The sequence below is a fragment of the Bacillus sp. 41-22 genome (genome assembly GCF_025809295.1).
Lineage (GTDB): Bacteria > Bacillota > Bacilli > Bacillales > Bacillaceae_G > Bacillus_A > Bacillus_A mycoides.
On the sequence record NZ_CP084035.1, the window covers coordinates 1,492,256 to 1,505,031 of the forward strand.

11 protein-coding genes and 3 pseudogenes are annotated in these 12,776 nt (G+C 36.7%); all 14 read left to right on the plus strand.

Annotated features, from left to right (window positions below; all coding sequences use genetic code 11):
- The first annotated feature begins 4 nt into the window (after positions 1-4).
- The 14 genes and pseudogenes from LCF45_RS07665 to hisC all read left to right on the plus strand — a co-directional run bounded on the left by LCF45_RS07665 (position 5) and on the right by hisC (position 12,716).
- Entirely contained in the window at positions 5-1,027 is a 1,023-nt protein-coding gene (locus LCF45_RS07665) for an NAD(P)H-dependent glycerol-3-phosphate dehydrogenase (RefSeq protein WP_002011813.1), read from the plus strand.
- Positions 1,028-1,143: 116 nt separating this feature from the next.
- Entirely contained in the window at positions 1,144-1,395 is a 252-nt protein-coding gene (locus LCF45_RS07670) for a stage VI sporulation protein F (protein WP_000369753.1), read from the plus strand.
- A gap of 227 nt (positions 1,396-1,622) precedes the next feature.
- Positions 1,623-1,826 carry a DUF2768 domain-containing protein gene (locus LCF45_RS07675; RefSeq protein ID WP_002011815.1) on the plus strand — a complete coding sequence of 68 codons (204 nt, stop codon included), beginning with the start codon at positions 1,623-1,625 and terminating at the stop codon, positions 1,824-1,826.
- Between the two features lie 65 nt (positions 1,827-1,891).
- Positions 1,892-2,605 (plus strand): hypothetical protein, encoded by a 714-nt coding sequence (locus tag LCF45_RS07680; protein WP_002126422.1) that lies wholly within the window; start codon positions 1,892-1,894, stop codon positions 2,603-2,605.
- A gap of 242 nt (positions 2,606-2,847) precedes the next feature.
- The gene (gene spoIVA, locus LCF45_RS07685; protein WP_000416521.1) at positions 2,848-4,326 is read left to right on the plus strand and encodes a stage IV sporulation protein A; all 1,479 of its coding nucleotides are present in this window, start codon (positions 2,848-2,850) and stop codon (positions 4,324-4,326) included.
- Positions 4,327-4,624: 298 nt separating this feature from the next.
- Positions 4,625-4,896: pseudogene (locus tag LCF45_RS07690) on the plus strand (HU family DNA-binding protein).
- A 121-nt stretch (positions 4,897-5,017) separates the two neighbouring features.
- Positions 5,018-5,589, plus strand: a pseudogene (folE, locus tag LCF45_RS07695) (GTP cyclohydrolase I FolE).
- Positions 5,590-5,860: 271 nt separating this feature from the next.
- Positions 5,861-6,613 (plus strand): heptaprenyl diphosphate synthase component 1, encoded by a 753-nt coding sequence (locus LCF45_RS07700; protein WP_002030763.1) that lies wholly within the window; start codon positions 5,861-5,863, stop codon positions 6,611-6,613.
- Positions 6,614-6,642: 29 nt separating this feature from the next.
- Positions 6,643-7,356, plus strand: coding sequence for a 2-heptaprenyl-1,4-naphthoquinone methyltransferase (gene menG, locus LCF45_RS07705; protein WP_002086620.1), 714 nt, complete (start codon positions 6,643-6,645; stop codon positions 7,354-7,356).
- Positions 7,357-7,394: 38 nt separating this feature from the next.
- Positions 7,395-8,357 (plus strand): heptaprenyl diphosphate synthase component II, encoded by a 963-nt coding sequence (gene hepT, locus LCF45_RS07710; RefSeq protein ID WP_002011823.1) that lies wholly within the window; start codon positions 7,395-7,397, stop codon positions 8,355-8,357.
- A 124-nt stretch (positions 8,358-8,481) separates the two neighbouring features.
- Entirely contained in the window at positions 8,482-8,928 is a 447-nt protein-coding gene (gene ndk, locus LCF45_RS07715) for a nucleoside-diphosphate kinase (protein WP_000415879.1), read from the plus strand.
- Between the two features lie 300 nt (positions 8,929-9,228).
- Complete coding sequence (aroC, locus tag LCF45_RS07720) at positions 9,229-10,401, plus strand: chorismate synthase (protein ID WP_078203018.1); 1,173 nt, start codon at positions 9,229-9,231, stop codon at positions 10,399-10,401.
- Positions 10,401-11,487: pseudogene (gene aroB / locus LCF45_RS07725) on the plus strand (3-dehydroquinate synthase). Before aroC ends, aroB begins: the two are co-directional and overlap by 1 nt.
- A gap of 116 nt (positions 11,488-11,603) precedes the next feature.
- Entirely contained in the window at positions 11,604-12,716 is a 1,113-nt protein-coding gene (gene hisC / locus LCF45_RS07730; protein WP_263894729.1) for a histidinol-phosphate transaminase, read from the plus strand.
- Positions 12,717-12,776 lie beyond the last annotated feature (60 nt).

The window sequence follows — 12,776 nt, forward strand, 5'->3', positions numbered from 1 at the left end:
TTTTATGACAAAAATCACAGTAATAGGAGCAGGTAGCTGGGGAACAGCGTTAGCGATGGTATTAGCTGACAATGGGCATGATGTACGTATTTGGGGAAACCGTCCTGAACTCATGAATGAAATTAATACGAAGCGTGAGAACAGTAGATATCTTCCAGGGATTACATTGCCAAGCACAATCGTAGCCTACTCTTCTTTAGAAGAAGCATTAGTAGATGTAAATACAGTACTGCTAGTAGTACCGACGAAAGCGTACCGAGACGTATTGCAAGAGATGAAAGAAATTGTTACAGAGCCAATTACTTGGATTCATGCAAGTAAAGGAATCGAACCAGGTACGTCAAAACGTATTTCGGAAGTGATTGAGGAAGAAATTCCAGAGAGCTTGATTAAGGATGTTGTTGTACTATCTGGGCCGAGTCACGCTGAAGAAGTTGGATTGCGTCAAGCGACAACTGTTACGTCTGCAGCAAAGCGTATGGAAGCGGCTGAGGGAGTACAAGATTTGTTTATGAATAGCTATTTCCGTGTATATACAAACCCAGATATCGTTGGAGTTGAACTTGGTGGTGCTTTAAAAAATATTATTGCACTAGCTGCGGGGATATCTGACGGGCTTGGATTAGGTGATAATGCGAAAGCGGCATTAATGACACGTGGTTTAACAGAGATTGCTCGTTTAGGAAGAAAAATGGGCGGAAATCCGTTAACGTTTGCTGGTCTAACTGGTATGGGAGACTTAATTGTAACTTGTACAAGTGTGCATAGCCGAAATTGGCGCGCTGGAAATATGCTTGGAAAAGGGCACTCTTTAGAAGAAGTGCTAGAAAGTATGGGTATGGTTGTAGAAGGTGTAAGAACAACGAAAGCTGCTCATGAATTGGCAGAGAAAATGGAAGTTGAAATGCCGATTACAGCTGCTTTATATGACGTGCTGTTCAATGGGAATAATGTGAAAGATGCAGTAGGCTCATTGATGGGACGTGTTCGAAAACATGAAGTTGAAGCGATACCTGATTTGTTATAAAGAAAGCGGTAGAAGTACATTTCGTACTTCTACCGTTTTTTATTTTTTATGGGTCTTTTCACCAATTTTTCATCTCTGCATAGGATGAAGAGTAACTTGAGGAGAGGGTGAAAAGAATGGATAACAACATTTTTAATAACATTGAAAAAGAAGCGAAAGTGAACAAAGAAGATATTTTTAAATTAGCGTCGTCTGTTCAAAATGCGAACTTACGTGATGAGACAGTGCTTCGCCAATTGATTCATCAAGTTGCTCTAATGGCAGGACGCGAAGTGCCAAAAGAGCAAGAGGATCAAATTGTAAAAGCGATTATTAACAATAATATGCCGGCGGATTTTGGTTCGTTAAGTAAAATGTTTAAAAAATAAATTATGAGAAACAAAGAGTTTAGAGAATGCATATGATATTTATGAAAGAATGGGAATAGAGCTGTTAAGGGCATATTTGGTCAACCGAAGCGCATCATTTCGTGCTTCGGTTTTATTATTTTAAATAAAAATCATCAATTCACGGAAAAATGATGATTTTTATTTGTTTAAATATTTTAATTTGTTAAAATAGTATAAAAATAGATTGAAAGTAAAGGGGTGTATATATGTCGGAAGGACTTATGAAAATGTGGTTTGCTTTAGGGGCAATTGGATTTATGTTTCTTGCAGTAAGTTTTATTTTATTGAGTAGGCATAAAATGAAGAATAAATTTTTGAAAGGGATTACAGCTTTAGTGGCGTACACCCTCATGATTGTATCGGGAATTGTTATTTTCCTTGTTGTATTTAGTGGCCCTATTGAGCAATAAAGGATGTGTAGTCGGTAAATGTTACAAAAGCAACAGTCCATACTAGCATGAAAAGGTGATTGTCAGTGAAAAAAATCCATATTATTTTAATATTTTGTTGCATGAGCATTTTAACAGGGTGTATGTATCCAAGAGAAAATATGAAACAAAGTGCTATTCCTTATGAAGACCAGTTGCAAGTTGTACAAAAAGCCATTAATACATATAAGGAGCAAACGGATGGTTTATTACCAATTAAGACGCGTGATATGAGTACGCCGATTTATCAGAAGTATCCAATTGATTTTCAAAAAATTGCTCCAAGGTACATACAAGAGGCGCCAGGGAATGCGTATGAAAGTGGTGGGGTATATCAATATGTATTAATAGATGTTGAAAAAAATCCGACAGTAAAGTTAATTGATGTGAGAATGGCGGAACAAATTCAAGAAGTGGCATTGAAGCTAAGGATGTATCGTGATGAACATCAATATCCACCTTTTAAAAAAGTGATTACAGATGGTGTTTATGAATTAGACTTCAAAAAACTAGGATATAAAGATGTACCACAAGTGACAAGTCCGTACTCTGGAAAAGGTCTCCCTCTTGTAATTAATGAAAAAGGAGAATTGTTTGTTGATTATAGAATCGACTTATATGAAGCGTTGAAAAAAAATGAAGGACAATTTAAAGAAGGTGAAGATATCCGGAGTATACTATCGAAGGATTCCCCGTTTGTTCCTGCATATTCTTTGCCGTACACAGTAAAAAATGGAGAACCAATTTTTTTAAAATCATAAGTCATGAACCTTTCTTTTAGTGAATAAGTTCTAGAAGAAAGGTTTTTTATGTTATACAACTTGCGATGCAAACAAAAGGTATTTTTAAATAGTCATATGAAATTGGACAAAATTATATGATATATTGTCCGAACTTCTAGAATACCATTATATTATATCAGATATTATAGGCAACATTAGAGAAGGTATTAGTTGACTATAAACGTGGAATTATTCCCAAAAATATTGAGGGAGGGAATCACTTGGAAAAGGTAGATATTTTTAAAGATATTGCGGAACGCACAGGCGGTGATATTTATTTTGGAGTTGTAGGAGCTGTTCGAACAGGGAAATCAACATTTATTAAAAAGTTTATGGAACTTGTTGTTATTCCCAATATTGAAAATGAGTCAGACCGTCAAAGAGCGCAGGATGAACTGCCTCAAAGTGCTGCTGGTCGTACAATAATGACGACGGAACCGAAGTTTGTTCCAAACCAAGCGGTTTCTATCGAAGTAGATGAAGGTCTTGAAGTGAATATTCGATTAGTAGATTGTGTTGGATATACGGTTCCAGGAGCAAAAGGCTATGAAGATGAGAATGGTCCGCGCATGATTAATACTCCTTGGTATGAAGAGCCTATTCCATTCCATGAAGCTGCAGAAATAGGAACACGTAAAGTAATTCAAGAGCATTCAACAATTGGTGTCGTTATTACAACAGATGGAACAATTGGTGAAATTCCAAGAAGAGATTATATAGAGGCAGAAGAACGCGTTGTAAATGAGTTAAAAGAAGTAGGAAAGCCTTTCATTATGATTATCAATACTGTACAGCCATACCATCCAGATACGGAGCAGTTACGTCAAAGTTTATCAGAAGAATATGATATCCCAGTAATTGCGATGAGTGTAGAGAGTTTAAGAGAAACAGATGTGTATAACGTACTGCGAGAAGCATTATTCGAGTTCCCGGTTTTAGAAGTGAATGTAAACCTTCCGAGCTGGGTAATGGTACTAAATGAAGGGCATTGGTTACGCCAAAGTTATCAGGAAGCGGTTCAAGAGACTGTAAAGGATATAAAACGTCTTCGTGATGTGGACCGTGTCGTTTGGCAGTTTAGTCAATATGAATTTATTGATCGAGCGAGTCTAGCTGGCATCGATATGGGGCAAGGTGTGGCAGAGATTGATTTATATGCGCCAGATGAATTGTATGATCAAATTTTAAAAGAAGTAGTAGGAGTAGAGATTCGAGGGAAAGATCATTTATTAAAGCTTATGCTCGATTTATCTCATGCGAAAACAGAATATGACCAAGTGGCGGATGCCTTGCGGATGGTAAAACAAACCGGATATGGAGTAGCAGCGCCTGCATTAGCTGATATGAGCTTAGATGAACCGGAAATTATTCGTCACGGCTCAAGGTTCGGTGTTAAATTAAAAGCGGTTGCGCCGTCTATTCATATGATTAAAGTGGATGTAGAATCAACATTTGAACCAATTATCGGTACTGAAAAACAAAGTGAAGAACTAGTTCGTTACTTGATGCAAGATTTTGAAGATGACCCGCTATCAATTTGGAATTCTGATATATTTGGGCGCTCTCTTAGCTCTATTGTTAGAGAAGGAATTCAAGCGAAGTTATCTCTAATGCCAGAAAACGCTCGTTATAAATTAAAAGAAACGCTAGAAAGAATTATTAATGAAGGATCTGGCGGATTAATTGCGATTATATTATAAGAAAAAAATCCCTCTAATTGCAGAGGGATTTTTTTCTTTTTGAGTACGTAATAGAAAAATAAACAGTCATTATCTAATATTTTGTTGTAAATTGTCAAGTTTCATCAGAATTTCACATTTTTAGAGTAACAATTTCCTTAAAAATATTGAATTATAAAGGAGAATCGTATAATATAGGCGTTGATAATGATTTATCTACATCTTTGTAGTATAGAATTTGTAAAAATTGCCTACAAATGAAAGTAAGACTCATTTTATGATCATTATACAGTCTTATCTTTGGGAGGAGGTGAATGGCATGAACAAGACAGATTTAATCAATGCTGTTGCAGAAGCAAGTTCCCTTTCTAAAAAGGACGCAACAAAAGCAGTGGACGCTGTTTTTGATTCTATCTTAGAAGCTTTAAAACAAGGTGATAAAGTACAACTAATCGGATTCGGTAACTTCGAAGTTCGTGAGCGTGCGGCTCGTAAAGGTCGTACCCACAAACAGGTGAGGAGATTGAAATCGCTGCAAGTAAAGTACCTGCATTCAAACCTGGTAAAGCGTTAAAAGATGCGGTTAAATAATCCTTACATATTAACAGGGAAGAAGAGTTTCCTTTTTGGAAACTCTTCTTTTTGCTTTTAAAAACATAAATATGCTAGAATGTGTTCGTATCACTTTTAGGTTTTTCGGGAGGGCTAGCGGATGGCAAAAGTTAATTTAGAACAAATTGAACATGCAGTACGTCTTATTTTAGAGGCAATCGGAGATGACCCAAATCGCGAGGGAGTACTTGATACACCGAAACGTGTTGCGAAAATGTACGCAGAAGTATTCTCAGGAATGCATGAGGATCCGAAAGAGCATTTACACAAAGTATTCGGAGAAGACCACGAAGAGCTTGTGCTAGTAAAAGATATACCATTCTATTCGATGTGTGAGCATCATCTTGTTCCGTTTTATGGAGTTGCTCACGTTGCATATATATTCCGCAAGGTGGAAAAGTAACGGGACTAAGTAAATTAGCTCGTACTGTAGACACAATTGCGCGTCGTCCGCAACTACAAGAACGTATTACATCAACAGTAGCTAACTCTATTATGGAAGTACTAGAGCCGCATGGTGTAATGGTAGTAGTAGAAGCAGAGCATATGTGTATGACGATGCGTGGTGTGAAAAAGCCTGGTGCGAAAACAGTAACGACTGCAGTGCGCGGCGTGTTAGAAAATGATGCAGCAGCACGTAGTGAAATTTTATCGTTTATTAAGACGAATTAAAGAAGAGCGGGAAACTGCTTTTCTTTTTTTTATATACAAAAAAATGATATAGTTTTAATGTTAAAGAGCAAGAATATAAAGGTTGAAAATTACTTCTGCCTTTTGTGTAAATGAATGTTTGTAGTTGTTAGAGACGAAGATAACTTGTATGAATAAAAGTTGAGGCTTTATTCGGTGGCAGTTTGGCAGAAGTAGCCAAGTTTTGATTATAGAAAATAGAATGTATGTGTTATAATAAATTTTATGAATTAGAAAACAAGGGTGATTTTTTGTGTGTGACATCTACGGAGGGTATGCGGGTATTAAAGAGAAATTGATGGAGAAATTACGCCATCCTTATTTTATAAACTATATTGAAGAACCATTTATTGATGAAGAAAAAATAGCGCTGTTATACGGTGCATTAAAAAGTGCAAATATACATAAAGAACAAATTGATCATTATGTCGTAACGATTATGCTTGTACAAATTGCTCTTGATACACATGAAAAAGTATCAAATAAAGCAAACGAAGAGACGAGTGGATTCCATAAGCGTCGTCAATTGACAGTTCTTGCAGGGGATTATTATAGTGGTCTATACTATTACTTATTGTCAATGAATTGTGATATTATCTTAATTCGTGCACTTGCTGAAGGAATTAAGGAGATTAATGAACATAAAATTATGCTGTATCAAAAAGCACATGTGACGATTCAAGACATAATGGAAAGTGTAGTAATAATTGAATCTGCGCTTTTGCAAAAAACATGTGATCATTTTCAGTTATCTAATTGGAAACCATATATAACTTATGTGTTAGGAAAAAATCGTCTTCAAAAAGAGTGTCAATTGTATGCTGATAAACAAAATTCACCTGTTTTTCAAGCAGTCCAAAAAATCTCATTGGATGATGATAAAAATTTGGAAACAGTTATTAATGAATGGCTTATGGAAATGAGAAAGCAAGAAGAAAATTTTTTAGAGAATCATACAGAAGTTAATGAGATAATTTCTATGTTAAGAGATAAATCAAGGACATAAGCAACTTTACATTGGAAGAAGGTACGAGCATGCAACAATCAAAAGAAGAAAGAGTACATGACGTATTTGAGAAAATTTCTGATAAATACGATGTGATGAATTCTGTAATTAGTTTTCAAAGGCATAAGGCATGGCGCAAAGAAACGATGCGAATTATGGATGTGAAACCCGGGAGTAAGGCACTTGACGTATGCTGCGGGACGGCAGATTGGACAATTGCACTAGCGGGAGCTGTAGGTGAAGATGGGAAGGTTTACGGTTTAGACTTTAGCGAAAATATGCTAGCTGTCGGTAAACAAAAGGTAGAAGCTTTAGAATTAAAGCAAGTAGAACTTATGCATGGAAATGCAATGGAACTTCCTTATGAAGATAATACGTTTGATTATGTAACGATTGGTTTTGGGTTACGTAACGTTCCGGATTACATGCAAGTATTAAAAGAAATGACGCGTGTAGTAAAGCCTGGTGGAAAAGTAATTTGCCTGGAAACATCTCAACCAACGATGATAGGTTTTCGTCAAGGATATGTCTTATACTTTAAATATATCATGCCGTTATTTGGAAAGATGTTTGCGAAAAGTTATAAAGAATATTCATGGCTTCAGGAATCTGCTAGTACATTCCCAGGGATGAAAGAGTTAGCACGTATGTTTGAAGAAGCTGGGCTTAAGAATGTGCAAGTGAAACCATTTACTTTTGGTGTAGCAGCTATGCATTTAGGTATTAAACCAGAATCAAAATAGAAAATAGAAAAAAGACGTTTTAGGTTAAGGTGAACAATATGAAGTTACAACTTATGTACTCTTTTTTACGATCGGATATTAATGTTATAGAAAAAGAATTGAAGAAGACAGTTGCTTCTGAGCAGCCGTTAGTAGAAGAAGCGGCATTACAGCTTATTGAAGCAGGTGGGAAGCGGATTCGCCCTGTTTTTGTTTTGCTTGCAGGGAAATTTGGGGATTATAAGTTAGATGCAATTAAGCATGTTGCGGTTGCATTAGAACTAATTCATATGGCTTCGCTTGTTCACGATGATGTCATTGATGCTGCGTTTTTACGACGCGGTAGCGCAACAGTGAATGCGAAATGGGGAGATCGTATTGCAATGTATACAGGAGACTACTTGTTTGCGAAGTCTCTTGAATGTATAACAAATATAGAAATTCCAGATGCACATCAAGCGTTGTCTCATACAATTTTAGAAGTTTGTAAAGGTGAAATCGAACAAATTAAAGATAAGTATAACTATGATCAAAATTTAAGAACGTATTTAAGAAGGATAAAACGAAAAACAGCATTGTTAATCGCCGCAAGTTGTCAGTTGGGAGCGATTGCTGCTGGTGCTAATCGTGATACTGTAAATCGTCTATTTTGGTACGGATATTTTGTTGGTATGTCTTATCAAATTATTGATGATATTTTAGATTTCGTATCGACAGAAGAGAAGCTTGGAAAGCCTGCTGGTGGTGATTTATTACAAGGTAACATTACATTACCTGTTTTGTATGCCATGGAAGATCCAGTTCTTCGTCAAAAAATTACATCTGTGCATGAAAATACAACAGCAAGTGAAATGAAAGAAATTATTGATGATATTAAAGCGAGCGAAGCTATTGATAAAGCATTTTCGTTTAGTGAACGTTATTTACATAAAGCATTAGAAATAATAAAACCACTCCCTCGTGGACAGGCGAAGTATGCGTTGCAAAATGTCGCAAAGTATATTGGAAAACGAAAATTTTAGTGTTTTGTCTAAAAAATAAAATAATCTCTCTATTTCAAAACTATTGCGCAATTGTGATAAGGGTGTTAATATGTGTGTGGGGATATACAATTACATACATAATTCAGAAGTGGAGAGATTTTTTATGGAAAAAACATTTCTAATGGTAAAACCAGACGGTGTACAACGTGCCTTCATTGGGGAAATTGTAGCTCGTTTTGAGAAAAAGGGCTTTCAATTAGTTGGTGCAAAATTAATGCAAGTTACTCCGGAAATTGCTGAACAACACTACGGTGAGCATAAAGAAAGACCTTTCTTTGGTGAATTAGTAGACTTTATTACATCTGGTCCTGTATTCGCAATGGTATGGCAAGGTGAAGGTGTAGTAGATACAGCACGCAATATGATGGGTAAAACACGACCACATGAAGCTGCTCCTGGAACAATTCGTGGAGATTTCGGTGTAACTGTTGCGAAAAACATTATCCACGGTTCGGATTCTTTAGAAAGTGCAGAACGCGAGATTGCTATTTTCTTTAAGGAAGAAGAATTAGTAGACTACTCAAAATTAATGAATCAATGGATTTACTAATTATTTTGAAATAATTTGTAAACGCTTTAATAACTGTGATAATAGTAAAAAGTGTGAGAAGAATAGGGGTATTCTTCTTGCACTTTTTTTATTTCGATCAGTTACGAAGTTAGGGCTGTTATGATATATTGGTATGTAAAGTAAAAGGTCTACTATTATGAAAATAATCGAACAATTACAAGTAGGGAAAGCAAACATTCGATTTACTATATAATTTCTTTGTATTTTAAAGAGTGATGGAAGATAATATAGCTGCTTTATGTAGCGGGATAAATACATATGCGAAAAGAGGAATAACGTATGCGATATATTACAGCTGGTGAATCCCACGGTCCGCAACTTACGACAATTTTAGAAGGTGTTCCGGCAGGGGTATCTTTAGTAGCGAATGATATAAATGAAGAATTAGCTAGAAGACAAAAAGGATATGGACGCGGTAGACGCATGCAAATTGAGAAAGACCAAGTGCAAATTGTAAGTGGTGTTAGGCATGGGAAGACGATGGGGTCACCGATTGCACTTGTTGTTGAAAATCGTGATTTTACACATTGGACAAAGGTTATGGGTGCAGAGCCGTTAACTGAGCAGGAAGAGAAAGAAATGAAAAGGCAAGTTACGAAACCTAGACCTGGACACGCAGATTTAAATGGTGCGATTAAATATGGTCATAGAGATATGAGGAATGTATTAGAGCGTTCTTCAGCACGTGAAACGACAGTTCGTGTTGCAGCTGGTGCAGTTGCAAAAAAAATATTAGCGGAATTAGGTATACAAGTAGCGGGACATGTTATCGAGATTGGTGGTGTACAGGCAGCAAATATTACATATAACTCTATTGTGGAATTACAAAGTACTACAGAAGCATCTCCTGTACGTTGTTTAGATGAAGAGGCCGGTAAAAAGATGATGCAAGCAATTGATGATGCGAAGGCAAATGGTGATTCTATCGGTGGTATTGTTGAAGTAGTTGTAGAAGGAATGCCAATTGGAGTAGGTAGCTATGTACATTATGATAGAAAATTAGATGCAAAATTAGCAGCGGCAATTATGAGTATTAACGCTTTTAAAGGTGTTGAAATTGGAATTGGTTTTGAAGCAGCACATAGACCTGGAAGTGAAGTGCATGATGAAATCCTTTGGGATGAAGTGCAAGGGTACAGAAGACAAACGAACAATGCAGGTGGATTAGAAGGTGGCATGACAACTGGTATGCCGGTTGTTGTGCGCGGTGTTATGAAACCGATACCGACATTATATAAACCGCTTCAAAGTGTTGATATTGATACGAAAGAACCTTTTACAGCGAGTATTGAACGTTCAGATAGTTGTGCAGTGCCAGCAGCTAGCGTTGTGGCTGAAGCTGTTGTGGCTTGGGAGCTCGCAACAGCTTTAATTGAACAATTTGGATTAGATCGTATCGATCTTATACGTGAAAATATTGAGAAACATAATGAATATGCGAGGGGATTTTAATGGAGAACATACATATTCAAACGAAATCAAAAGAATATGATGTACATGTTGGAAGGGAGGCGTTGTCACACTTAACAACGCTTATTCAAAAAATGAATCCTGCAGTATCTAACATAATGATCATTTCTGATGAAGCTGTTGCATCACTGCATTTTACAGACAGTTGTTGATGCATTGCAAGTAGAGCAAAAAGTATTTTCGTTTGTTGTACCGAGTGGCGAAAAAGAGAAGTCTTTTGAAAATTTCTATGAGGCTCACACTTCGGCTCTTGAAAATAAATTAGATAGAAATTCTTTAATCATCGCACTTGGAGGCGGAATGATTGGAGATTTGGCTGGATTTGTTGCCGCGTCGTTTATGCGTGGTATTCGCTTTGTCCAAGTTCCAACGACTTTATTAGCTCACGATAGCGCAGTAGGCGGGAAAGTAGCAATTAACCATCCACTAGGGAAAAATATGATTGGAGCGTTTCATCAGCCAGAAGCTGTTGTATATCATACGCCATTTTTACATTCACTTCCTGAAAAAGAGTGGCGATCAGGTTATGCAGAAGTGATAAAGCATGCTCTTATTGGTGATGTAGAGCTATATCATTGGTTAAAAGAAGAAGTGCAAACGTTAACGGATCTTCGTGATGAAAAGTTAATTCATATATTAACGAAGGCGATTCCTGTGAAAGCGAATATTGTGTCGCAAGATGAAACAGAAAAAGGTGTACGTGCCCATTTGAATTTTGGGCATACGTTAGGACATGCTCTTGAAAAAGAGTTAGGATATGGGAATATTACTCACGGTGATGGAGTAGCGGTTGGCATGCTATTTGCTATGTTTTTAAGTGAGCAAGTGTACAAAGTTGATCTTTCTTATGAAGAAATGAAGCAGTGGTTCTTGAAATACGGTTATCCAAAAATGCCAAGTGACTTGAATGTAGAACGTCTCGTTCAGTTGATGAAACAAGATAAAAAAGCAAATGCTGGAACAATTCATATGGTGCTTATGCAGGAATATGGGGGAGTGAATGTCGTATCTATTTCAGATGAGACTGTTCATATTGCGTTAGAAGCATTTCAAAAGGATATGGTGTAAAAAGTCATAGAACAGGTATGAAATGCATATTTAAAGGTATTCTCGTAATGGTGACGGTTATGATTAAAGATGACAGTAAGACATTATAAATCATATCAATGACTGGGGGAAGAAAAGTGAGAGTAAAAGAGCAATTGTTAACTTTGAGAGCATATGTACCTGGGAAAAATATTGAGGAAGTAAAAAGAGAATACGGATTGTCAAAAATTGTGAAACTAGCATCGAATGAAAATCCGTTTGGCTGCTCTGCGCGTGTGACAGAAGCATTAACTTCGTTAGTTAATCAATATGCACTCTATCCGGACGGGGCGGCATTTGAGCTTCGTGAGAAAGTAGCAGAGCATTTAGGTGTAAAAGCGGAACAACTTTTATTTGGTAGTGGGCTAGATGAAGTCATTCAAATGATTAGTCGTGCTTTGCTACATAATGGAACAAATATTGTAATGGCGAACCCTACGTTCTCGCAATACCATCACCATGCTGTTATTGAAGGAGCAGAAGTTCGTGAAGTACCACTTAAAGATGGCATTCACGATTTAGATGCAATGTTACAACAAGTAGATGAGAAAACGAAGATTGTATGGGTTTGTAATCCGAATAATCCGACAGGTACATATGTAGAAAAACAAAAATTACTTTCATTTTTAGAATCAGTTCCAAAGTCAGCGCTCGTTATTATGGACGAAGCATATTATGAATATGCTGGGGCAGAAGATTATCCGCAAACATTACCTCTTCTTGAAAAGTACGAAAATCTTATGGTGCTACGCACATTCTCAAAAGCATATGGATTAGCTGCTTTTCGTATTGGATATGCGATTGGTGATGCAAAGCTTATTGGGCAGCTAGAGGTAGCAAGACTACCATTTAACACATCAACTATCGCCCAAGCGGTAGCATTAGCGGCAATAGAGGATCAACAGTTTTTACAAGAGTGTGTGAAGAAAAATGCCGGAGGATTAAATCAATATTATGCATTTTGTAAGGAATATAACGTATTCTACTATCCATCTCAAACGAATTTCATTTTCTTGAAACTTGGTATACCTGGTAATGAAGCTTTCGAACGATTAATGAAAAAAGGATATATCGTTCGTTCTGGTGCAGCATTTGGTATGCATGATGGTATTCGTATTACTGTTGGATTAAAAGAAGAAAATGATGAGATTATTGAATTACTTACGGAACTTGTAAAAGAACAAGTGAAGAAAGAAGAAACATATTCTTAAGAAATGGTGGAGGCTCCTGTTACAGGAGCCTTTTTCATTTGAACTGCAATAAGGGGAGTT